Here is a 23,701-nt window from a genome sequence, read left to right on the forward strand (position 1 = left end):
TTCCATTGTCATGGGGCGATGGGGATGAATACGCTAGCATGCTGGTGGTAGGGCTTCGACGCCTGATACATGAAGATTAAAGCGCCTGGGATGTAGGGATTTACTGATTTGCCTGCGGCGCGCTCAGCTTGGCAAAAAGCTGGTGCAGAATCGCTCGCCCACTACTCGCAGAGAAACACCGGATGTTCGCTCCTGCCAATCAAAGTGCTTTCACCCTGACCCTCGACGGTATGCCCAGTGATCTCAAGGTTTATGAGTTCAAGGGCAACGAAGCCATCAGCCAGCCTTTTCGCTTTGACCTGGAACTGGTCAGCGAGCAGCCGGACCTTGACCTTGAGAGCCTCCTGCATCGCCAGGCCTTCCTGGGCTTTGATGCCCAGGGGCACGGCGTTCACGGCCAGGTCTACCGCGTTGCCCAAGGCGATTCCGGCCGGCGCCTGACGCGCTACCAGATCAGCCTGGTGCCACGCCTGGCGTACCTGCAACACAGCAGTCATCAACGTATTTTCCAGCACCAGAGCGTGCCGCAGATCATCAGGCAGGTGCTGGAGGGGCAGGGCATCCAGGGCGATGCATTCGAATTCAGGCTGGGCGCTGAGTATCACGAGCGCGAGTATTGCGTGCAGTTTGGTGAAAGCGATCTGGGGTTTATCCAGCGGCTGTGTGCCGAATTGGGGATTCACTACCATTTCCAGCACAGCCCCGACGGGCACCTGTTGGTGTTTGGCGATGACCAGGCGGTGTTCAGCCAGGGCGAGCAGCCGACGGAGTATGCGCCTGGCTCAGGGATGGTCGCCGATACCCCCGTGATCAAGCGCTTTTCAGTGCGCCTGGAAACCCGGACAACGGGTGTGAACCTGCGGGATTATGACTTTCGCAAACCGCGCCTGCAGCTGGAAAGCGAAGTGCTCGGTGAACAGCTCCCGTCCCTGGAAAATCACGATTACCCCGGGCATTTCACTGACCGCCCCCATGGCAGACACCTGGCGCAACGGGCCCTTGAGCGGCACCGCGGCGACTATCGCCAGGCCCATGGCAGTGGTGATCAGCCGGCGTTGGTCAGTGGTCAGTTCTTCAAGCTGGCAGCGCATCCACGGGAGGAGTGGAATGATCTGTGGCTGGTGACGCAGATCACTCATACCGGCAGCCAGCCGCAGGTGCTCGAAGAGTCTGTGGGCGATGGAGCCGCCCAGGGCTACAGCAACACCTTCGTCGCCACGCCGTGGGACACGGTGTTTCGCCCCGGGCTACCGCCGCCACGCACGCCGATATCCGGTTACCAGAATGCGCTGGTCACCGGGCCCGTCGACAGTGAAATTCATTGTGATGAGTACGGCCGGGTCAAGGTGCAACTGGCCTGGGATCGCGCTGGCGCAAACAACGAACACTCCAGCTGCTGGCTGCGGGTGGCCAGTGGCTGGGCCCATGAGCATTACGGCGCAGTGTTGATCCCGAGGGTGGGCATGGAAGTGCTGGTGGGCTTCGTCGACGGCGACGCCGACACGCCGCTGGTGGTCGGCTGCCTGGCCAACGCGGCGACGCCGGTGCCCCTGGACCTGCCGGCGGACAAGACCCGCAGTATCTTCCGTAGCCAGACCAGCCCCGGCGGCGGTGGCTACAACGAGCTGCGGATCGAGGACCGCAAGGGCGCCGAGGAAATCTACCTGCGGGCCCAGCGCAACTGGACCCAGCACGTACTCCATGACCAGCACGTGCAGGTCGACAATCAACGCAGTGTGATCATCAAAGGTCTTGACCGTCACGAGCTTCAGGGCGAAGAGCAGCGCACCGTTCACGGTAACCGCCTGACTGAACTCAAGCAGGACGATCACCTGATGATCACCGGCTCGCAGCAGGTGCGTGCCGGGCTGACCATTCAAATCGGCGCGGGGCAAAGCATTGTTATCGATGCGGGCGCCAGCGCGACCCTCCAGGCTGGTGGGCAGTGGATCAATGTGTCGGCGGGCGGGATTTTCAGCAGCGTTCCGATCCAGCTGGGCGGGGCGCCTGCACCGGCGGGAGCACCGCTGATGCCAGGGCTACAGGAAAAACTGCTGGCGGTAATTCCGGCACCACTGAGTGCCGTGCAGGTGTTCAGCCTGAAACGCGGTGCGCCCTTTTGTGAGGAGTGCGAGCGCTGCCGGAATGGCGCGTGCAATACGTCTCTGCATCGCAGTGCATCGTTGGCTGGAGGTGCACCATGATTTCTCCCGGGCTCTGGCTTGAGTCTGCGCCGTTGCAGGTGGGCGAGCAGTTGTTTGCGGTGTTGGGCAATGCCAGTGACTGCAAGCCGCTCGAGGCCTGGCGTCGTACCGATGGGCGGGCACTCAGTCCAATCTGGGCGGGTAGCGAGTATGCAGCGTGGGATGAGGTGATGCCCTGCGTTGCAGTAGTTGCCGTTGATAGTGCTTTTCTGGAATGGGCCGCTGAATGCGAAGGTACCGACTGGGGTTGGCTGGCCGTGTCGTCCTGTTCTCTGCAAACCGTTACCGAGCATTTGCGCAGCCTGACCAAGGTGCTGTTGCCGGATGGGCAGGCGGTGTTTTTTCGCTTTTGGGATGGAGCCTACACGCTGCCTGTTTTGCAGGCGCTCGGGCCTGGGGCGCGGGAGTTGCTCCCTGTATTCAGTCGCTACTGGATCAATGGTCACCCGCATGAGGTCGCGATCTCGACGGCGGGAGCGACAAAGCCCAGCCCGTGGTGGCAAGTACCGCCGCAGGTTCTCCAGTACCTGAGTGAACAATCGAGCGTCACGCTGGTAGACAACCTGCTGCAATGGCTGGAAGAACAGCGCCCGGACCTGCACAGCGCCTTTGCGCCGGCGACCTTGAAACACAAGGTCGCTCACTTTGTGCGCAGGCCGGATGTCAGCCATCAGGCGCTGGCTGCGTGGCTGGCCTCAGAGTTGGGTTGAAGCCAGGGACTGCTGCAGGTCCTCGATCAGGTCTTCAATGGCTTCGATGCCCACCGACAGGCGAATCATCTCCGGCTTCACCCCGGCCTTTGCCTGTTCCAGTTCATTCATCTGGCGATGGGTGGTAGACGCCGGATGGCAGGCCAGGGATTTGGCATCGCCGATGTTCACCAGGCGCTTGAAGATTTGCAGTGAGTCGTAGAACCGCACGCCGGCCTCGTAACCGCCCTTCAGGCCGAACGAAAGAATCGCCGACGGTTTGCCCTGCATGTATTTCTGCGCCAGATGATGGTGCGGGTGATCCGGCAGGCCGGCATAGCTGACCCATTCCACCTGTTCGTGGTCTTGCAGGAAATGCGCGATCTTCAGCGCGTTCTCGGTATGGCGCTCCATGCGCAAGGCCAGGGTTTCCAAACCTTGCAGCAGCAGGAATGCATTCATCGGCGCCAGGGCCGCGCCGGTGTTGCGCAGGGGGACAGTGCGGGCTCGGGCGATAAACGCGGCGGGGCCGAATTTCTCGGTGTAGACCACGCCGTGATAGGCCGGCTCGGGCTGGTTGAGACCGGGGAATTTCTCCGGGTACTGCGTCCAGGGAAAGGTGCCGCTGTCGACGATTACGCCACCCAGCGAGTTGCCATGCCCGCCCACGTATTTGGTCACCGAGTGCACGACGATGTCCGCGCCGAACTGGATCGGTTTGCACAGGATCGGCGTGGCCACCGTGTTATCGACCATCAGCGGCACGCCGCGGGCGTGGGCGACATCGGCCAGGGCTTCGATGTCGATGATATTGCCCGCCGGGTTGCCGATGCTTTCGCAGTACACCAGCTTGGTGTTGTCATCGATCAGTTCGGCGATGGCTTCGGCGCAGTCGTCACGGGCGAAACGCACGTCGACGCCAAAGCTCGGCAGCAAGTGGGCGAACAAGGTGTAGGTGCCGCCGTACAGCTGCGGCGTGGTCACGATGTTGTCGCCGGCGCGGGTCAGGGTCTGGATCGCATAGTGGATCGCCGCGCTGCCGGCCGACACGGCCAGGGCCGCGATGCCGCCTTCCAGCGCCGCGATGCGTTGCTCCAGCACGTCGTTGGTGGGGTTCATGATGCGGGTGTAGATATTGCCGGGAACGTCCAGGTTGAACAGATCGGCACCGTGCTGGGCGTTATCGAATTCGAAGGCGACGTTCTGGTAGATCGGCACGGCGACGGCCTTGGTGGTGGGGTCCGACTTGAAGCCGTGGTGCAGGGCGATGGTGGCGTCTTTCATGAGTTTTTATGACCTCCATGGATAATTGCTGGCCACAATAAATCCGCTTCTGTGCCGGCAATTAGACTATTTTCGGCACAGCTCCTGCGTTTGCGGCATAAGCACCACCTGACGCGCAGCCCTGCACCTTTGCCTGCGTAAAAGGTAAACTTCGCCCCCTGCGCAGGAGCAACCATGAATTATCGTCACGCCTTTCACGCCGGCAACCACGCCGATGTCTTCAAACACCTGACCTTGACCCGCCTCATCGCCCTGATGTCGCGCAAGGAACAGCCGTTTGCCTATCTCGATACCCACGCCGGCATTGGTCTGTACGACCTGCAGGGCGACCAGGCGAACCGCACCGGTGAGTACCTGGAAGGCATCGCACGCCTGTGGGGCCAGGCTGACCTGCCACCGCTGACCGCCGATTACATGCGTGTGCTGCACGAGATGAACCCGGATGGCGAGTTGCGCTACTACCCCGGCTCACCAGAGCTGGCGCGGCGCCTGACACGACCTCAGGACCGTGTGCTGCTCAACGAGAAACACCCGGAAGACGGCCTGCTGCTCAAGGACAACATGAAGGGCGACCGTCGGGTGAAAGTCCACCTCGGCGAAGGCTGGCATGTGCCACGGGCGCTGCTGCCGGTGCCGGAAAAACGCGCGCTGATGCTGATTGATCCGCCGTTCGAAAAGCTTGATGAGATGCAGCGCTGCGCCGCTTCCCTCAAGGAAGCCGTGAGCCGGATGCGTCAGACGGTTGCCGCGATCTGGTACCCGGTGAAAGACCAGCGCATGCTGCGCCGCTTCTACCAGGACCTGGCTGGCACCGGTGCGCCGAAGCTGCTGCGGGTGGAATTGCTGGTGCATCCGCTGGACACGCCCAACACCCTGACCGGCTCGGGCCTGGCGATTGCCAATCCGCCGTGGGGGTTGGAGGAGGAGTTGCGTGAGCTGTTGCCGTGGTTGTCCAAGCAGCTTGGGCAAACCCAGGGTGGGTGGCAGATGGATTGGCTGATCGCTGAATAGTTGTATCGTTTGCTGGATCGCTATCGCGGGCAAGCCCGGCTCCCACATTGGAACGCATTCCAATGTGGGAGCCGGGCTTGCCCGCGATGCTTTTGGCGTCAGATCGGACAGGTCACGCCTGTGCCGCCGATCCCGCAATAACCCTGGGGATTCTTCGCCAGGTACTGCTGGTGGTACGCCTCGGCGAAGTACACCGTCGGCGCTTCTTCGATTTCCGTGGTGATGGTGCCCAGGCCGGCCTTGGTCAGTTCATTCTGATACGCCTGTGCACTGGCCTTCGCCGCCTCCAGGTGCTCCGGCTTGACCGCGTAGATCACCGAGCGGTACTGGCTGCCGATGTCATTGCCCTGGCGCATGCCCTGGGTCGGGTTGTGCAGTTCCCAGAACATTTTCAGCAGCTCTTCGTAGCTGATCTTGTCCTGGTCAAACACCACCAACACCACTTCGCTGTGGCCGGTCAGGCCCGAGCACACTTCTTCGTACGTCGGGTTCGGCGTGTAGCCGCCGGCATAACCCACTACCGTGCTGACCACGCCGTCACGCTGCCAGAAACGACGCTCTGCGCCCCAGAAGCAACCCAGGCCAAAGATCGCAAACTCTACGTTGTCGACAAACGGGCCCAGCAGCGGGTTGCCATTGACGAAGTGCGTCTCGGGCAGCGACATCGGGGTTTCACGGCCAGGCAAAGCTTGTTCTTGAGTAGGAAGCACGTTTTTGTTCACCAGAATTTCCGAGCGCAAGACCATCATCAGTCCTCTCAGTCAGATTGAGTTACAGATAAGAATTCAGACTGCCAGTGTGCCCGAGTGTTACCGCGCTGTCAGGCGATTGGCCCGCGAGGATAACGTTTAAGCATCTTCAACAACTCGGAGCCCGGGATTGGCCGGTCGAACAGGTAGCCCTGGCCGACGTCGCAACGGTGGCGGCGCAGGAACGCCAGTTGCTCAGCGGTCTCGATGCCTTCGGCCACGACCTTGAGCTTGAGGTTGTGGGCCATCGCGATCACCGCCGAGGTGATTTCCATGTCGTCCTGGTTGTCCGGGATTTCATGAATGAAGCTGCGATCGATCTTGATGATGTCGATCGGGAATTTCTTCAGGTAGCTCAGCGACGAGTAACCGGTGCCGAAGTCGTCCATGGCCAGGGTCAGGCCAAAACTCTTCAACTGGTCCAGTTGCAGGCGTGTGTCTTCGGTGGCTTCCAGCAGCAGGCCTTCGGTCAGCTCCAGTTCCAGCAGGTTGGCCGGCAACTGTTCTTCCTTGAGGATTGCGGCAATCGAGGCCACCAGGTCCGGGTCGGAAAACTGCTTGGGCGACAGGTTGATCGCCACCTGCAGGTTGCCCATGCCGGCAGACGTTAGCTGTCGGCTCATGCGGCAGGCCTGGCGGGCGATCCATTTGCCGATGGGGATGATCAGCCCGGTCTCTTCAGCCACGCTGATGAATTGATCGGGGCGGATCATGCCCTTTTCCGGATGGTTCCAGCGCAACAGCGCTTCCATGCCCAGCAGGCGGCCGCTGCGCAGGCACAGCTTGGGCTGGTAGAACACGTCCAGCTCGTTCTGGGTCAGGGCACGGCGCAGGTTGTTTTCCACGAACAGCTTGTAGCTGGCTTCGGCGTTCAGTGCTTCGGTAAACACCTGAACCTGGTGTTTGCCGTTGGCCTTGGCCTTGTGCAGCGCCAGGCCTGCGTTGCGCATCAGGGTTTGCGGGTCGCGGCCATGCAGCGGCGCGCAGGCCAGGCCCACGGAGCCGGTGACGCTGATCAACTGGTTGTCGACGAACATCGGCTTGTCGAGGGTGGCCAGCAACTGGCTGGCGACCTGCTGGCCGCTCTCAAGGTCGGTATCGTCCAGCAGCACGGCAAATTCGTTACTGGCAAACCGCGCCAGGCTGCCGCTGGCAGTCAGGCTGTTGCGCAGGCGCCGTGCCAGGCTGATCAGCAGCTTGTCACCGGTCTGGTGGCCAAGGCTGTCGTTGATCCGCTTGAAGTTGTCGATGTCTACCAGCAGCAGGCTGATGGGGCTGTCGCTGTCCCGGGCAAAGCGTTCGTCGAGGTTGCGGATGAACGCCGGGCGGTTGCCCAGGTTGGTCAGGTTGTCGGTGTAGGCCAGGCGCTCGATGCGCTGCTGGGCCAGCTTGGTCTGGGTGATGTCTTCGTAGATGCCGATGTAGTGCGTCAGCTCGCGGTTATCGCCATACACCTTGGAGATCGACAACTGGCCCCAGTAGGGTTCGAGGTTCTTGCGCCGGCTCTTGAACTCGCCTTGCCAGCTGTTGCTCTTGGCCAGGCTTGAAGGTGCATCGAACAGCAACTCGCTGAGGTTCTCCAGCGCCGGCAGTTCCGACAGCAGGTGGCCGTGGACTTCTTCGGTGCTGTACTGGGTAATCGCGGTAAAGCTGGGGTTGACGTACTCCACCACGCCGTCGCAATTGACCAGCAGGAATGCGTTGGCACTTTGCTCCACCGCCCGCTGGAACAAATGCAGGGCGCTGGTGGCGGTGCGGCGGTTGTGGTTGTTGATCACCTGGGCGAACTGGTCGGCCAGTTCACCGGCAAAGGCGATCTCGTCGGACTGCCAGGCGCGGGTGCTCCCGCTTTGCTCCAGGCACAGGACGCCGACCACATTGCCGTCGACGCGGATACTGGCGTCGAGCATGGCGTGGACATCCCGCGGGCGCAGGCTCTCGGCCATTTCCCGGGTGCGCGGGTCGCGCATGGCGTTGGTGGCGTCGATGGCACGGCTGGTTTGCAGGGCTTCCAGATAGTCCGGGAAGCTGCTCGCATCGATCGGTTCAGGCAAGTGGTGTTGCTGATCGTCGCGGTGGTAGGCGGAAATCGGCACCAGGTGCTGGTTTTCGAGGTTCCAGATGCTGGCGCAGTCAATCTGGTAGATATCGCAGGCACTGCGGGTTATCAGCTCGGCGGCTTCGCGCAGTGAGTTATTGGTGCTGTAGCGCTGGCGGGCCAGCAGCAGGATCAGCTCCTGCTGGGCGCGCACCCGCTCAAGGTGCTGCAGTTGTTCCTGCTGGGCACGCTGGTTGAGCTCAAGGGCGATCTGCAGGCGGCTGTTCTGGCTTTCGAGATCCGCCGCCGGGGCCAGCGGCATATCACTGAACAGGCCGTCGACCACCATCAGGTAGCCGCGCAGCAGGTGGCGATTGTGTTGCTTGTAGGCCTCGCCCAGTTCCAGCAGGCTCAAGGGGCCGTCATTGGTGTGCAGGGTGTAGCGCACCAGGTAATGCGGGCTGATGGTCAGCTGTTCCTGGATCGCGTCATGCAACTGATAGCGCGCCTGGGGCTCCATCAGGCTGGCGTAGGGCGAGCCGATCAGGGCGCACAATTCCACGGCGGGCAGGCCGAATTGGCGTTCGCAGTTGGGGTCGAGGTACAGCAGGGCCCAGCTTGCCTCATTAAGCCGCTCGAAACGCAGCATACCGAGGCGCGAAGGCACCGGTAATTGCGTCACTACCTCGGCCGCCGTACGGGCGACATCGGGTTGGCTTTTCATGGGGAAACTCGCTTGGAAAAATGCGCATCGCGCCGGGCTCACGCCCTCTTTACTGTTGCCTGCGGCAAGGTTGCATCATGCAGCACGGGCTGACAAGAGAGGATGAAGGCTAAGTGCTATAAGTGGGTTATCGGCCAGCGGGCGGTTTTCTGCAACCGGGGTGATGGGCGGTGTACAAGCTCAATTTCCGTGTCCAACTTTTGTGCGAAAAGCAGGCAAAAAAAGCCCCGCCAATTGGCGGGGTTGAGGTACGAGCGTGGCGCTCGGAAATCGGTAAAACCAGGTCTTCTGCACGGGCAGAAGACCTGTTGAGGCTTAAAGCAGGATGGTGCGGATGTCGTTCAGCAACTGGCTCAGGCGCTGAGTGAAGCGTGCAGCCGCGGCGCCATTGATCACACGGTGATCGTAGGACAACGACAGTGGCAGCATCAGCTTCGGCTGGAACGCTTTACCGTCCCACACAGGCTGGATGGTGGCCTTGGAAACACCGAGGATCGCCACTTCCGGCGCGTTGACGATTGGCGTGAAGCCAGTGCCGCCAATGTGCCCGAGGCTGGAGATGGTGAAGCACGCGCCCTGCATGTCGTCCGGGGTGAGCTTCTTGTCACGGGCCTTGGCAGCCAGTGCGGCAGCCTCAGCGGCAAGCTGCAGCAGGCTCTTCTGGTCGACGTTCTTGATGACCGGTACCAGCAGGCCATCCGGCGTGTCGACGGCAAAGCCGATGTGCACGTACTTCTTGCGAATGATCGCCTTGCCGCTAGGCGCCAGCGAGCTGTTGAAGTCCGGCAGTTCCTTGAGCAGGTGCGCGCAAGCCTTGAGCAGCAGTGGCAGCACGGTCAGTTTCACGCCAGCCTTTTCGGCCACGGCTTTCTGCGCAACGCGGAAAGCTTCCAGGTCGGTAATGTCGGCCTGGTCGAACTGAGTCACGTGCGGGATGTTCAGCCAGCTGGCGTGCAGGCCGGCCGCGCCGATTTGCATCAGGCGGGTCATCGGCACTTCTTCGATTTCGCCGAAGCGGCTGAAGTCGACGGTGCGGATCGGCGGAATGCCCGAGCCACCGGTAGCAGCGCCGGCAGCCGGAGCTTCCTTGGCCTTCTGCATCATGGATTTGACGTAAACCTGCACGTCTTCCTTCAGCACGCGACCGTGAGGACCGCTGGCAGTGACCGCGCTCAGCTCGACGCCGAATTCACGGGCCAGTTGGCGCACGGCAGGGCCGGCATGAACCTTGGCACCGCTTGGCGCAGGTGCAGCCGCCGGAGCCGGTGCGGCCTCGGCTTTTGCAGCAGGCGCAGGCGCAGCGGCAGGTGCAGCTTCAGCCTTGGCGGCCGGAGCAGCGGCGGCTGGAGCGGCAGCAGCAGGAGCCGCAGCGCCCGCTACTTTCAGCTTGAGGATGAAGTCACCGGTGCCGACTTCGTCTTCCAGCTTCACGGCAATGCTTTCCACCACACCGGCAGCCGGCGAAGGGATTTCCATGGAGGCCTTGTCGGACTCCAGGGTGATCAGCGACTGGTCGGCTTCGACGGTGTCGCCGACCTTAACCAGCAGCTCGATGATCTTGGCCTTGCCCGACGAACCGATGTCCGGAACATGAATGTCCTGGACGGTAGCGGCAGCAGCAGGTGCAGCAGCCGGGGCCGCAGGGGCCTCGGCAGCAGCGGCAGGCTTTTCAGCGGCAGCCGGGGCAGCAGCAGGAGCGGCCGCCGCAGGGGCCGCATCAGCGGCACCTTCGATTTCCAGCTCAAGCAGTTCGTCGCCTTCTTTCAGGCGGTCGCCCAGCTTCACTTTCAGGCTTTTGACCACGCCGGCCTTGGGAGCAGGGATTTCCATGCTCGCCTTGTCCGATTCCAGGGTCAGGATGCTCTGGTCGGCTTCGACGGTGTCGCCGACCTTCACAAACAGTTCAATTACTTCACCTTCACCGCTGCCGATGTCAGGTACGCGAATGAGTTCGCTCACAGAAAGTCTCCTCAGCAGTCCAGTGGGTTGCGTTTTTCCGGGTTGATCCCGAACTTGACGATAGCGTCTGCTACCACCTTAGGTTCGATTTCACCACGGTCAGCCAAGGCTTCCAGGGCTGCCAACACCACGAAGTGACGGTCGACTTCGAAGAAGTGACGCAGCTTCTTGCGGCTGTCACTACGGCCGAAACCGTCGGTGCCCAGGACTTTGAATTCCTTGGACGGTACCCACTGACGAATTTGTTCAGCAAACAGTTTCATGTAGTCGGTAGAGGCGATCACCGGACCTTTACGGCCAGCCAGGCACTCTTCAACGTAGGTGCGCGCAGGCTTCTGGCCCGGGTGCAGGCGGTTGCTGCGCTCTACGGCCAGGCCGTCGCGACGCAGTTCGTTGAAGCTGGTAACGCTCCATACGTCAGCGCCGACGTTGAACTCTTCACGCAGGATTTTCGCAGCTTCACGCACTTCGCGCAGGATGGTGCCGGAGCCCATCAGTTGCACGTGGTGAGCGGCTTCCTTGGTGTCTTCTTCGAGCAGGTACATGCCCTTGATGATGCCTTCCTCGACACCGGCCGGCATGGCTGGCTGCTGGTAGGACTCGTTCATCACGGTGATGTAGTAGAAAACGTCCTGCTGCTCTTCGGTCATCTTCTTCATGCCGTCCTGGATGATCACCGCCAGCTCATAGCCGTAGGTTGGATCAAAGGTGCGGCAGTTCGGGATGGTGCCGGCCAGGATGTGGCTGTGACCATCTTCGTGTTGCAGGCCTTCGCCGTTCAGCGTGGTCCGGCCGGCGGTGCCGCCGATCAGGAAGCCACGGGTACGGCTGTCGCCAGCGGCCCAGGCGAGGTCGCCGATACGCTGGAAGCCGAACATCGAGTAGAAGATGTAGAACGGCAGCATTGGCTGGTTGTGGCTGGAGTACGAAGTACCGGCAGCGATGAAGGAGCTCATGGCGCCCGCTTCGTTGATGCCTTCTTCGAGGATCTGGCCCTTCTTGTCTTCCTTGTAGAACATCACCTGGTCTTTATCGACTGGCTCGTAGAGCTGGCCGACGGAGGAGTAGATGCCCAACTGACGGAACATGCCTTCCATACCGAAGGTACGGGCTTCGTCCGGGATGATCGGCACGATACGCGAGCCGATTTCCTTGTCCTTGACCAGCTGCGCGAGGATTCGCACGAAGGCCATGGTGGTGGAGATTTCACGGTCGCCCGAGCCGTCCAGGATAGCCTTGAGGGTATCCAGTGGCGGAGTAGGAATGTCGAAAGACTTGGCGCGGCGCTGTGGCACGAAACCGCCCAGTGCAGTGCGACGCTCGCTGAGGTAGCGGGCTTCGGCGCTGTTTGGCTCTGGCTTGAAGAACGGCAGGTTCTCCAGCTCTTCGTCCTTGACCGGGATGTCGAAGCGGTCGCGGAACAACTTCAGGCTGTCGACATCGACTTTCTTGGTGTTGTGCGCCGTGTTTTTCGCTTCGCCGGCACCGGTGCCATAACCCTTGATGGTCTTGGCCAGGATGACGGTAGGTTGTTCTTTGTGGTTGACCGCTTCGTGGTACGCCGCGTAGACCTTGTACGGGTCGTGGCCGCCACGGTTGAGTTTCCAGATCTCGTCGTCGGACAGGTCTGCAACCATTGCCTTGAGTTCAGGCGTGTTGAAGAAGTGTTCACGTACGAACGCGCCGTCTTTGGCTTTGTAGTTCTGGTACTCGCCGTCGATGACTTCGTCCATGCGACGTTGCAGGATACCGTCGACGTCCTTGGCCAGCAGTGGGTCCCAGAAACGGCCCCAGATGACTTTGGTCACGTTCCACTGAGCACCACGGAACACACCTTCGAGTTCCTGGATGATCTTGCCGTTGCCGCGAACCGGGCCGTCGAGGCGCTGCAGGTTGCAGTTGATGACGAAGATCAGGTTGTCCAGCTTCTCGCGGCCAGCCAGGGAGATGGCGCCCAGGGATTCCGGCTCGTCGCACTCGCCGTCGCCCAGGAAGCACCAGACTTTCTGCTTGCCTTCAGGGATGAAGCCACGGGCTTCCAGGTACTTCATGAAGCGTGCCTGGTAGATCGCCTGGATCGGGCCCAAGCCCATGGATACCGTCGGGAACTGCCAGAAATCAGGCATCAGCCAAGGGTGCGGATAGGACGAGAGGCCCTGGCCGTCGACTTCCTGGCGGAAGTTGTTCATTTGTTCTTCGGTGATGCGGCCTTCCATGAACGCACGGGCGTAGACGCCTGGCGAGGTGTGGCCCTGGAAGTAGATCAGGTCGCCGCCGTGTTCTTCGGTCGGGGCCTGGAAGAAGTAGTTGAAGCCGATGTCATACAGGGTTGCGCTGGAAGCGAAGCTGGAGATGTGACCGCCCAGGTCCGAATCTTTCAAGTTCGTGCGCATTACCATCGCCATGGCGTTCCAACGTACCAGCGAGCGAATGCGGCGTTCCATGAACAGGTCGCCAGGCATGCGTGCTTCGTGGGTAACAGGGATGGTGTTGCGGTATGGCGTAGTGATGGCGTAAGGCAGTTGCGAGCCGCTGCGGGTCGCGAGTTCGCCCATACGGGTCATCAGGTAGTGAGCACGGTCTTCGCCTTCTTTGTCGAGAACCGATTCCAGGGCGTCCAGCCATTCCTGGGTTTCGACGGGATCGAGGTCTTGCATGGCTTGCTCCAGGGCGGAAAGGCTACCAGAATCGGTTGCCTGAAGTTTGCGACTGGCCTTGTGGGCAGACGACATAAATTCTTGGATGGCCGAAGGTTGCTTCGGCGTCCTGTAGTTTTACTACAAATCGTCGGCCATTTCAGCCTTTCGAATGTATATACGAGTAGTAAAACTACACAAGACTGAGCGGATTGCTCGGTCTAGCTGGCGAGCATAATCGTTATTGTTGGTCATTTGCGAACAAGAAAAGGTGAAATCTTGATGTTGCCTGCCAAAATAAATTTAATTTCAGCTATTTATAACCTTTGTTCGACAGTCCTTCACCGAGCGTGGTTCTTGCGTTCACAGCAACAAGCCATTTACGCGCCGATCAAGGATAGACCATGAGCCTTCCAGTGCAGGCCGAATTGCCGGCCATCCTGCTTCCATTTGCCAAGCGGGCCGAGCAGTCATTTCGTGACGCCGTGGCCGGATTGGACGGCGATAATGGCCTTTCTGCGTGGACGCCGCAACGTTGGGCTGACTTTGCCCGTGTGTGCGCCGCCAGTGATTTCGTCATTGAACAGAGTGTTCGTGACCCTTTGATGTTGTTGGAGCTGGTGGCCTGGGGCGAACTGGACCGCAGCTTTGCCCCTGGTGAGCTGTGCGGCCAGATTGCGGCTGCCGTGCAACAAGCCGAAACAGAAGACGAACTGGGCCGCGTTCTGCGCCGCCAGCGCACCCGCCAGCAAGTGCGGATCATCTGGCGCGACCTGACCCGACAGGCGGACCTGGTGCAAACCTGCCGTGACCTCTCGGACATGGCCGACGCCAGCATCGACCAGGCGTACCAGTGGCTGTACCAGCGCCACTGCGTCCTGTTCGGCACGCCCACCGGCCGTCGCAGCGGCGAGCCGCAGCACATGGTCATCCTCGGCATGGGCAAGCTCGGCGCCGTGGAGTTGAACCTGTCGTCCGATATCGACCTGATCTTCGCCTACCCGGAAGGTGGCGACACCGTGGGCGTCAAGCGCCCGCTGGATAACCAGGAGTTCTTCATCCGCCTTGGTCAAAAACTGATCAAGGCCCTGGACCCGATGACCGTCGACGGCTTTGTATTTCGCGTCGACATGCGCCTGCGGCCCTACGGTTCAGCCGGGGCGCTGGTGCTCAGCTTCAACGCGCTGGAGCAGTACTACCAGGATCAGGGCCGCGACTGGGAACGCTACGCGATGATCAAGGCGCGGGTGGTGGCCGGTGACCAGGTGGCCGGCGCGCAACTGCTCGACATGCTCCGGCCGTTTGTCTACCGGCGTTACCTGGATTTCTCCGCCATCGAAGCGCTGCGCACCATGAAGCAGCTGATCCAGCAGGAAGTGCGGCGCAAGGGCATGGCCGAGAACATCAAGCTGGGCTCGGGCGGCATCCGCGAAGTCGAATTTATCGCCCAGGCGTTCCAGCTGATCCATGGTGGCCGCGACCTGAGCCTGCAACAGCGGCCGCTGCTAAAAGTGCTGGGCACGCTGGAAGGCCAGGGCTACCTGCCGCCGGCGGTGATCGCCGAGCTGCGCGATGGCTATGAATTCCTGCGCTACACCGAGCACGCGATCCAGGCGATTGCCGATCGCCAGACCCAAATGCTTCCGGACGGCACCGAAGACCAGGCGCGGATTGCCTTCATGATGGGCTTCCCGGACTGGGCCGCGTTCCATGAGCGCCTGATGTACTGGCGTGGCCGGGTGGACTGGCATTTCCGTCAGGTGATCGCCGACCCGGACGAAGAAGAGGGCGAAGAAAGCGAGTTGGTGGTGGGCGGTGAGTGGTTGCCGCTGTGGGAAGAGTCCCAGGACGAAGAGGCCGCTTGCCGGCAGTTGCAGGAAGGCGGTTTCACCGACGCGCCCAAAGCCTTGAAAGCCTTGGCTGGCCTGCGCAGCAGCCCGCAATTGCGCGCCATGCAGCGATTGGGGCGCGAGCGTCTGGATGCATTTATTCCGCGCCTGCTGGCTCAGGCCGTCGAGCACGCCAACCCGGACCTGGTACTTGAACGGGTATTGCCGCTGGTAGAGGCCGTGGCCCGACGTTCTGCGTATCTGGTACTGCTGACGGAAAACCCCGACGCCTTGCGTCGCCTGCTGACCCTGTGCGCCGCCAGTCCGTGGATTGCCGAGCAGATCACCCGCTTCCCGCTGCTGCTGGACGAATTGCTCAACGAAGGTCGCCTGTTCAAGCCGCCATTGGCACCGGAACTGGCCGCCGAGTTGCGCGAGCGCCTGACACGCATCCCCGAGGATGACCTTGAGCAGCAGATGGAAGCCCTGCGTCACTTCAAGCTGGCCCACCGCCTGCGGGTGGCCGCCTCGGAAATCGCCGGCAGCCTGCCGCTGATGAAAGTCAGCGACTACCTGACCTGGCTCGCCGAAGCCATCCTCGAGCAAGTGCTGGCCCTGGCCTGGCGCCAGACCGTCGCGCGCCACGGCTCGCCACAGCGGGTGGACGGCACCTTGTGCGATCCTGGCTTCATCATTGTCGGTTATGGGAAAGTCGGCGGCATCGAATTGGGGCATGGTTCGGACTTGGACCTGGTGTTCATCCACGACGGTGACCCGCAAGCCGAAACCGATGGCGCCAAGCCGATCGACGGTGCGCAGTTCTTTACCCGGTTGGGCCAGCGGATCATTCACTTGCTGACCACCCAGACCAACTCCGGGCAGCTGTATGAAGTGGACATGCGCCTGCGGCCGTCGGGCGCCTCCGGTTTGCTGGTGAGTTCCCTGGGGGCGTTTGCGCGCTACCAGGAAAACGAAGCCTGGACCTGGGAACACCAGGCGCTGGTCCGTGCGCGGGTGCTGGTGGGCAGCCAGGATGTCGGTCGTGCATTTGAGCAAGTGCGGGCCCAAGTACTGGGCCGTCCACAGGACCTGGACAAGCTGCGCCAGGAGGTCAGCGAGATGCGCGCGAAGATGCGCGACAACCTCGGCACCAAGTCCACCGCGGCGGGAACGGCGGCGAATGCCTTCGAACCCACGGTGGCGTTCGACCTCAAGCAGGACGCCGGAGGTATCGTCGATATTGAATTTATGGTGCAATACGCGGCTTTGGCGTGGTCTGCGCAACATCCATCGTTGCTGCGCTACACCGACAATATCCGCATTCTGGAAGGCCTGGAGCAGGTCGGGTTGATGCCCGCCGCCGATGCCCATTTGTTGCGCGAGGTGTATAAAGCCTACCGTTCCGCCGCTCACCGCCAGGCCTTGCAGAACGAGGCCGGTACGGTGGCCGGGGACCAGTTCGCTGACGAGCGGCGTCAGGTGCAGCGAATCTGGCATGAACTGGGGTTAAGCTGAAACACTATATATAAGGCGGGGAGGCATGAGCCTCCCCGTATCGTTTGTGGAAACTACATGAATATTCTGATCGTTGGGCCCAGCTGGGTCGGTGACATGGTGATGGCGCAGACACTGTTCCAGTGCCTCAAACAACGCCATCCCGACTGCCAAATCGACGTGCTCGCCCCCGAGTGGAGCCGGCCGATTCTTGAGCGCATGCCCCAAGTGCGCCAGGCCTTGAGCTTCCCGCTCGGCCACGGCGCACTGGAGCTGGCGACCCGTCGACGCATCGGCAAGTCCCTGGCCGGCCAGTACGATCAGGCGATCCTGCTGCCTAACTCGATGAAGTCGGCACTGGTGCCGTTTTTCGCCGGTATCCCCAAGCGCACCGGCTGGCGTGGCGAGTTTCGCTATGGCCTGCTCAACGACGTGCGCAAGCTCGACAAGGCCCGCTACCCGCTGATGATCGAGCGCTTCATGGCCCTGGCCTACGCGCCGGGTGCCGAGTTGCCGACGCCTTATCCGCGCCCGAGCCTGCAAATCGACCCGGTTACCCGCGACGCTGCCCTGGCCAAGTTCGGGCTGGAGCTGGACCGTCCGGTGTTGGCGCTGTGCCCTGGCGCCGAGTTTGGCGAGTCCAAGCGCTGGCCGTCGGAGCATTACGCCAAAGTCGCGGAGATGAAGATCCGCGAGGGCTGGCAAGTCTGGCTGTTCGGCTCGAAAAACGATCATTCGGTGGGCGAGGATATTCGCCAGCGCCTGATCCCGGGCCTGCGCGAAGAAGCGGTCAACCTGAGCGGTGACACATCCCTGGCCGAGGCCATCGACCTGCTGTCCTGCGCCGATTCGGTGGTGTCCAACGACTCCGGCCTGATGCACGTGGCCGCGGCGCTGAACCGCCCGCTGGTGGCGGTGTACGGCTCGACGTCGCCAAGGTTTACCCCGCCGTTGGCCGACCAGGTGGAAGTGGTGCGCCTGGGCCTGGATTGCAGCCCGTGTTTCGACCGCACCTGCCGTTTCGGCCACTACAACTGCCTGCGCCAGTTGCTGCCGCAACCCGTCAGCGATGCGTTGCAGCGGTTGCAGGGCACTGTGGTCGAGGTCCGTTAAGTTGCGGGTACTGGTAATCAAGACCTCATCCCTGGGCGACGTGATTCATGCCTTGCCGGCGTTGACCGACGCGGCGCGGGCGATCCCGGGCATCCGGTTTGACTGGGTGGTGGAAGAAGGCTTCGCCGAGATTCCCACCTGGCATCCGGCGGTGGACAAGGTGATCCCGGTGGCGATCCGCCGCTGGCGCAAGAACCTCTGGCAGACCTTCAAGAGTGGCGAATGGCGGCGCTTCAAAAAGAGCGTGCAGTCGACCAAATACGACTTGGTGATCGACGCCCAGGGCTTGCTGAAAAGTGCCTGGCTGACCCGCTACGTGCGCGCGCCGGTGGCCGGCTTCGACAAACAGTCGGCTCGTGAGCCATTGGCGGCGCATTTCTATTCCCGGCGATTGGCCGTGGCCCGCGGGCAGCATGCGGTGGAGCGCTTGCGCCAACTGTTTGCCGTCGCCCTCGGTTACGACTTGCCAAAAGGCCTGGGTGATTACGGCCTCAGCGTCGAAAAACTGCTGGGCCTGCCGCCGAAAAAACCGTTTGTACTGCTGCTGCACGGCACCACCTGGGACACCAAGCACTGGCCGGAAGCCTACTGGCGCGACCTGGCCGAGCGCATGGACCGCTTTGGCGTGGACGTGAAATTGCCGTGGGGCAACGCCGCCGAAAAAGCCCGTGCCGAACGCCTGGCCCAAGGCCTGAAAAACGCCGAAGTGCTGCCCAAGCTGAACCTGGCGGGCGTTGCCCGTGTGCTGGCGGGCGCCAAGGCGTGTGTTGCGGTGGATACCGGTCTCGGTCACCTCGCCGCCGCGCTGGATGTGCCGACGATTTCCCTGTTCGGCCCCACCAATCCCGGCCTGACCGGCGCCTACGGCAAGGCGCAGATCCACCTGGCCAGCGACTTCCCGTGTGCGCCGTGCCTGCAAAAGAAATGCACCTATCAACCGACCGCCGAAGACCAGCGCCGGTTTGATCTCAAGCGCGAGTGGCCACTGTGCTTCACTCGCCTGAACCCTGAGCGTGTCGCAACGCGATTAAGCACGTTGTTATTGGCTGAGGAACACTGATGCAACTGGCTTTTGTCCTCTACAAATACTTCCCCTTTGGCGGCCTGCAGCGCGACTTCATGCGCATTGCCCTGGAGTGTCAGCAGCGCGGCCACCAGATTCGCGTCTACACGCTGATCTGGGAAGGCGATGTTCCGCCGGGCTTTGAAGTGCTGGTGGCGCCGGTCAAGGCGCTGGTCAACCATCGGCGCAATGAAAAGCTCTACGCCTGGATCCAGGCCGACCTGGCCAAGCGGCCGGTTGACCGCGTGGTGGGTTTCAACAAGATGCCGGGGCTGGACGTGTACTTCGCCGCCGACGGTGTGTTCGAAGACAAGGCACAGACCCTGCGCAACCCGATGTATCGCTGGTTCGGCCGGTACAAGCACTTCGCCGAATACGAGCGTGCAGTGTTCGACAAAGACGCCAGGACGCAAATCATGGTGCTTTCCGAGCACCAGCAGCGGCTGTTCACCCAGTATTACGGCACCCAGGCCGAGCGTTTTCATTTGCTGCCGCCAGGTATCGCCCGCGACCGCCGCGCGCCGCCCAACGCTGCCGAGATCCGTGCCGAGTTTCGTCGCGAATTCGGCCTGGCCGACGAAGATTTGCTGCTGGTTCAGATCGGCTCGGGCTTTAAGACCAAGGGCGTCGATCGCAGCCTCAAGGCCGTGGCCGCGCTGCCGTCGAATCTGAAGAAACGCGCCCGGCTATTTGTAATCGGGCAGGACGACCCCAAAGTATTCCAGTTGCAGAGTGCTGCGTTGGGCCTGGGCGACCAGGTGCAGTTCTTCAAGGGCCGCAGCGATATCCCGCGTTTTCTGCTGGGCGCCGACCTGTTGATCCACCCCGCATACAATGAGGCGGCCGGCATGGTGCTGATCGAATCGGTGGTCGCCGGCCTCCCGGTGCTGGTGAGCAAGGTCTGCGGCTACGCGTTTTACATCGATGAGGCCCAAAGTGGTCGGGTGTTGGACGAACCGTTCGAGCAGGCCCAGCTCAACCAGTACCTGGTGGAGATGCTCGACGATCCACAAGCGCGCGCGGCCTGGAGCCGCAATGGTCTGGCCTTCGCTGAGACGGCCGACCTCTATAGCATGCCGCAGTACGCTGCGGACCTGATTCTGGCGGAGCCAAACCGATGAAGTTGATTCTTGCCGAACCGTTCAAGACCCTGTGGGCCGGACGCGATGCGTTCGCCGAAGTCGAGAAGCTGGACGGCCAGGTGTTTCGTGAGCTGGCCGCGCGCCGTACCCTGCGTACGGAAGTGGACGGCCGCCATTATTTTGTGAAGATCCACCGGGGAATCGGCTGGGGTGAAATCCTCAAGAACCTGATCACGGCCAAGTTGCCCGTATTGGGCGCGGGCCAGGAGTGGGATGCGATCCAGCGTCTGCAGGAGCTCGGCGTGCCCACCATGACCGGCGTGGCCTTCGGTGAAAAAGGCAGCAACCCGGCCGATCAGCACTCGTTCATCGTCACGCAAGAGTTGGCGCCCATTGTCAGCCTTGAAGACCTGACCATGGACTGGGTCAAGCAGCCGCCCGTGCCGGCGATTCGGCACGCCCTTACCGTTGAACTTGCGCGCACCCTGGGCACGATGCATCGGGGTGGCGTGAACCATCGTGATTGCTACCTGTGCCACTTCCTGTTGCACACCGACCAACCGGTCACCGTGCACAACATCAAGCTTTCGGTGATCGACCTGCACCGTGCCCAGGTGCGTTCGAAGATTCCACGGCGCTGGCGTGACAAGGACCTGGCGGGGCTTTACTACTCCGCCCTGGAGATTGGTTTGACCCGGCGCGACAAACTGCGGTTTCTCAAGGCCTACTTCCAGCAGCCTTTGCGCCAGATCCTGGGCGAGCAAAGCGCGCTGCTGGCGGCGCTGGAACGCATGGCTGCCAAGCTTTACGCACGCAAGCAACGATACGGGGATGCGCTCTGATGGCGGGTTGGAACCTGGAACCTGCCTACGCCGCCCTGGCGGATGACTTTGGTAGCCTGGAGGCGGTGTTCGCCTTGCAAGGCGAGCGGCTGACCCGTGATCCGTTGTCCGAAGTGATTCGCGTGGAGCGCGGCGGGGTCAATTATTACGTCAAGCGTTACGTCGGGGCGGGCAAGGGCTTGCGCCGCTACCTGGGCAAGCCACGGGTCAAGTCCGAATGGCAGAACCTCAAGCGTTTCGCCAAGTGGGGCATTCCCACCGCCGACGTGATTGCCTGGGGCCTGGAGCGTAAAGGCCTGGCTTATCACCGTGGCGCGATGATCACCCGCGAACTGCCGAAGACCGAAGACCTGTCGGCATTGGCCGAGCGCAAAGACCCGCGACTCTCTGACCCGGTGTGGGTCAACAACATCAGTCGCCAGCTCGCGGAATACACGCGGACCATGCACGACCACCGGTTTACCCACAACGATTTGAAGTGGCGCAACTTGTTGGTGGACGACCAGCAAACCCTGTACCTGATCGATTGCCCCAATGGCGATTTCTGGCGCGGGTTCTGGCTCAAATACCGCATCACCAAGGACCTGGCCTGCCTGGACAAGGTGGCCAAGTATCACCTGTCGGCCACCCAGCGCCTGCGTTTCTACATGCAGTACCGTCAGCGCAAACACCTGGGCGCGTCGGACAAACAGCGAATTCGCCACGTGGTGAAGTTTTTCGAGGGGCGAGAATGAGTGATTTCCTGGCGGCCGAAGATCGGGCACTGCTCGAGCGCAACGGCCTCGACACGTTTGACGCGCTGTGGGCCAAGCAACTGGATGCAGTGGACGAGCCCAACACCAGTCGCGGCGGCTGGAGCAGCGTGTTTCGCCTCGAACTCGAAGGCCAGGGTTACTACCTCAAGCGTCAGAGCAACTACCTGACGCGCACCCTGCACCGGCCGTTCGGCGAGCCGAGTTTTGCCCGGGAGTTTCGTAACATCAGTCGCTATCGGCAGCTGGGAATCCCGGCGTTGCAGGCGGCGTTTTTCGGCGAGCGCAAAGTGGCGGGCGAGCATCGGGCGATGTTGCTGACCCGGGCGCTGGATGGCTGGAATGATCTGGATTCGTTGCTGGAGCAATGGCCTGAATTGAGCGAGGCGCAGCAGCGGGCGATCCTGCTGGCCTGCGGTCAATTGGCGCGCCGTCTGCACAGCGTGGGCCAGGTGCATGGCTGTTTTTACCCCAAGCATATTTTCCTGCAGGCCAGCGGCGATGGTTATGCGGCGCAGTTGATCGACCTGGAGAAAACCCGCCCGCTGTTGTTCGGCTGGCGTGACCGGGTCAAGGACCTGGAGCCGCTGTTGCGCCGTGCGCCGCAGTGGTCGCACGATCAGGTTCGCCAGTTATTGGCGGCGTATCTGGCTCAGCCTGAGGACAGTGCGCTGGTCGCAACGTGGCACCAACGGCTGGCGGCACGGCGCAGTCACAAGGAGAACCGCTGATGCGTTTGTCCGAGCTGAAAAAAGCCGGCCGCACACCCAGCCTGCCCTTGAGCATCGAACTGGCGGACGCCGCCGGGCCTGGGCAGTTGCAACTGCTCAACCTGCTGCGGGTATTGCCGGGCCAGCGCTATGTCGGCGCAGCCGTATGGCGCGGCCGCCCGGTGCTGGCCAAACTGCTGGTGGGCAGCAAGGCAGCGCGGCATTTTCAGCGTGAACTCAAGGGCGTGCGGTTGTTGGCCGAGCAAGGCCTGACCACACCGCTATTGCTGGCCGATGGTCTGCAGGAAGGCGAGGGCGGTTGGCTGCTGTTCGAGTTTCTGGAGGGCGCCGACAGCCTGGCCGATGCCTGGCACGCCGTTGAAGGCTTGCCGCCGTTGGCCGACGAGCAACAGGCGGTGCTCGCCGAGGCGCTGGGTGCGATTGCGCAAATGCACGCCAAGGGCCTGTGGCAGGAAGACCTGCACCTGGACAACCTGCTGCGCCAGGATGGAAAGCTGTATTTGATCGACGGTGCCGGGATCTGCGTCGAAGAGGCGGGCAAGCCACTGTCCCGCAACCGGGTGCTGGAAAACCTCGGGGTGTTTTTCGCGCAGTTGCCGAAAAATATCGAGCCGTTTACCGAAGAGTTGCTGGTGTATTACCTGCTGAGCAATGGCGAACACGCGCTGCCGCTGGAAGCGTTGCAGAAGCAGGTGCGCAAAGTCAGCACCTGGCGCTTGAAAGACTACCTGAACAAGGTTGGCCGCGAGTGCACGCTGTTCAGCGTGGTGCGCGGGCCGTTTGCCCTGCGCGCGATTCGCCGCGAGGAAGAAGCGGCGATGCTGCCGGTGCTGGACCGGGCCGATGCGCTGCTCGACCAGGGCCACCTGTATAAGACCGGCGGGGCGGCCAGCGTTGCCAAGGTCGACATTGACGGTCGGCCGCTGGTGATCAAACGCTACAACATCAAGGGTTTCGCCCATTGGCTCAAGCGCTTCTGGCGGCCGAGCCGGGCCTGGCATTCCTGGCGCGAAGGCAATCGCCTGGCGTTCCTCGGTATCGCCACGCCCAAGCCGCTGGCGTTGCTGGAAAAGCGTTTCCTGTGGCTGCGCAGCCGGGCTTACCTGGTGACCGAGTACCTGCCGGGGCCGGACATCATTGAGCGGTTTGCGCCGTATGTTGAAAGTGGCGAGGCGTCTGAGGCTGAGTTGGTTGCCCTTGATTACCTGTTCGCCGAGCTGATCCGCGAGCGCATCAGTCATGGGGATTTCAAGGGGCATAACCTGTTCTGGCATGAGGATCGCTGGGCGCTGATTGACCTGGATTCGATGTGTCAGCATGGCTCCCTGGGCAGCTTCGCCCCGGCCTATGCCAGGGATCGGGCGCGGTTCATGCGTAACTGGCCCGAGAGCAGCGCGTTGCATCGGGTGATTGATCAGCGGTTGCCGAAAGAAGTGGGTTAGAGGTTTTAGGGCCGCTGCGCGGCCCAGCGGGAGCAAGCTCCCTCGCCACAAGTCCGGTG

16 protein-coding genes are annotated in these 23,701 nt (G+C 61.9%); 11 read left to right on the top strand and 5 right to left on the bottom strand.

What is annotated here, in order from left to right:
* Positions 1-182: 182 nt before the first annotated feature.
* A complete protein-coding gene (locus V3W39_RS07065) occupies positions 183-2,204 on the top strand; it encodes a type VI secretion system Vgr family protein (protein WP_330212421.1) in 2,022 nt (673 codons plus the stop codon).
* Positions 2,201-2,914 carry a DUF4123 domain-containing protein gene (locus tag V3W39_RS07070; RefSeq protein ID WP_330212422.1) on the top strand — a complete coding sequence of 238 codons (714 nt, stop codon included), beginning with the start codon at positions 2,201-2,203 and terminating at the stop codon, positions 2,912-2,914. The genes V3W39_RS07065 and V3W39_RS07070 overlap by 4 nt, the downstream gene beginning before the upstream one ends.
* Here the strand turns inward: V3W39_RS07070 and V3W39_RS07075 are convergent.
* On the bottom strand, positions 2,900-4,177 hold the full coding sequence (locus V3W39_RS07075) for an O-acetylhomoserine aminocarboxypropyltransferase/cysteine synthase family protein (RefSeq protein WP_330212423.1): 1,278 nt from the start codon (positions 4,175-4,177) through the stop codon (positions 2,900-2,902). The two genes, V3W39_RS07070 and V3W39_RS07075, sit on opposite strands and share 15 nt — an antisense overlap.
* A gap of 174 nt (positions 4,178-4,351) precedes the next feature.
* Between V3W39_RS07075 and V3W39_RS07080 the strand changes: the two genes are divergently transcribed.
* The gene (locus tag V3W39_RS07080) at positions 4,352-5,188 is read left to right on the top strand and encodes a 23S rRNA (adenine(2030)-N(6))-methyltransferase RlmJ (RefSeq protein WP_076015494.1); all 837 of its coding nucleotides are present in this window, start codon (positions 4,352-4,354) and stop codon (positions 5,186-5,188) included.
* Between the two features lie 98 nt (positions 5,189-5,286).
* Here the strand turns inward: V3W39_RS07080 and msrA are convergent, their stop codons facing one another.
* The 4 genes from msrA to aceE all read right to left on the bottom strand — a co-directional run bounded on the left by msrA (position 5,287) and on the right by aceE (position 13,315).
* Positions 5,287-5,934, bottom strand: a complete 648-nt coding sequence (msrA, locus tag V3W39_RS07085; protein ID WP_177041524.1) for a peptide-methionine (S)-S-oxide reductase MsrA — start codon at positions 5,932-5,934, stop codon at positions 5,287-5,289.
* Positions 5,935-6,008: 74 nt separating this feature from the next.
* Positions 6,009-8,699, bottom strand: coding sequence for a putative bifunctional diguanylate cyclase/phosphodiesterase (locus tag V3W39_RS07090; protein ID WP_177076095.1), 2,691 nt, complete (start codon positions 8,697-8,699; stop codon positions 6,009-6,011).
* 315 nt (positions 8,700-9,014) lie between these two features.
* Positions 9,015-10,658 (bottom strand): dihydrolipoyllysine-residue acetyltransferase, encoded by a 1,644-nt coding sequence (aceF, locus tag V3W39_RS07095; protein ID WP_177041192.1) that lies wholly within the window; start codon positions 10,656-10,658, stop codon positions 9,015-9,017.
* A gap of 11 nt (positions 10,659-10,669) precedes the next feature.
* Complete coding sequence (gene aceE, locus V3W39_RS07100; RefSeq protein ID WP_177041194.1) at positions 10,670-13,315, bottom strand: pyruvate dehydrogenase (acetyl-transferring), homodimeric type; 2,646 nt, start codon at positions 13,313-13,315, stop codon at positions 10,670-10,672.
* A gap of 383 nt (positions 13,316-13,698) precedes the next feature.
* Between aceE and glnE the strand changes: the two genes are divergently transcribed.
* The 8 genes from glnE to V3W39_RS07140 are packed head-to-tail and all read left to right on the top strand — an operon-like array spanning position 13,699 to position 23,642.
* Positions 13,699-16,638: a bifunctional [glutamate--ammonia ligase]-adenylyl-L-tyrosine phosphorylase/[glutamate--ammonia-ligase] adenylyltransferase gene (gene glnE, locus V3W39_RS07105; protein ID WP_330212424.1), complete on the top strand. Its 2,940-nt coding sequence runs from the start codon at positions 13,699-13,701 to the stop codon at positions 16,636-16,638.
* Positions 16,639-16,695: 57 nt separating this feature from the next.
* The gene (gene waaF / locus V3W39_RS07110) at positions 16,696-17,730 is read left to right on the top strand and encodes a lipopolysaccharide heptosyltransferase II (RefSeq protein WP_330212425.1); all 1,035 of its coding nucleotides are present in this window, start codon (positions 16,696-16,698) and stop codon (positions 17,728-17,730) included.
* Between the two features lies 1 nt (position 17,731).
* On the top strand, positions 17,732-18,790 hold the full coding sequence (gene waaC / locus V3W39_RS07115) for a lipopolysaccharide heptosyltransferase I (protein ID WP_177076099.1): 1,059 nt from the start codon (positions 17,732-17,734) through the stop codon (positions 18,788-18,790).
* Positions 18,790-19,914 carry a glycosyltransferase family 4 protein gene (locus tag V3W39_RS07120; RefSeq protein ID WP_330212426.1) on the top strand — a complete coding sequence of 375 codons (1,125 nt, stop codon included), beginning with the start codon at positions 18,790-18,792 and terminating at the stop codon, positions 19,912-19,914. The genes waaC and V3W39_RS07120 overlap by 1 nt, the downstream gene beginning before the upstream one ends.
* Entirely contained in the window at positions 19,911-20,717 is an 807-nt protein-coding gene (rfaP, locus tag V3W39_RS07125; RefSeq protein ID WP_177041203.1) for a lipopolysaccharide core heptose(I) kinase RfaP, read from the top strand. The genes V3W39_RS07120 and rfaP overlap by 4 nt, the downstream gene beginning before the upstream one ends.
* Positions 20,717-21,451, top strand: coding sequence for a lipopolysaccharide kinase InaA family protein (locus V3W39_RS07130; protein WP_177041204.1), 735 nt, complete (start codon positions 20,717-20,719; stop codon positions 21,449-21,451). Before rfaP ends, V3W39_RS07130 begins: the two co-directional genes overlap by 1 nt.
* On the top strand, positions 21,448-22,200 hold the full coding sequence (locus V3W39_RS07135) for a lipopolysaccharide kinase InaA family protein (protein WP_177041206.1): 753 nt from the start codon (positions 21,448-21,450) through the stop codon (positions 22,198-22,200). The genes V3W39_RS07130 and V3W39_RS07135 overlap by 4 nt, the downstream gene beginning before the upstream one ends.
* Positions 22,200-23,642: a lipopolysaccharide kinase InaA family protein gene (locus V3W39_RS07140; protein ID WP_330212427.1), complete on the top strand. Its 1,443-nt coding sequence runs from the start codon at positions 22,200-22,202 to the stop codon at positions 23,640-23,642. The genes V3W39_RS07135 and V3W39_RS07140 overlap by 1 nt, the downstream gene beginning before the upstream one ends.
* The last annotated feature ends 59 nt before the right edge of the window (positions 23,643-23,701 follow it).

This window comes from Pseudomonas sp. Z18(2022) (genome assembly GCF_036346535.1).
Taxonomy (GTDB): Bacteria; Pseudomonadota; Gammaproteobacteria; order Pseudomonadales; family Pseudomonadaceae; genus Aquipseudomonas; species Aquipseudomonas yamanorum_A.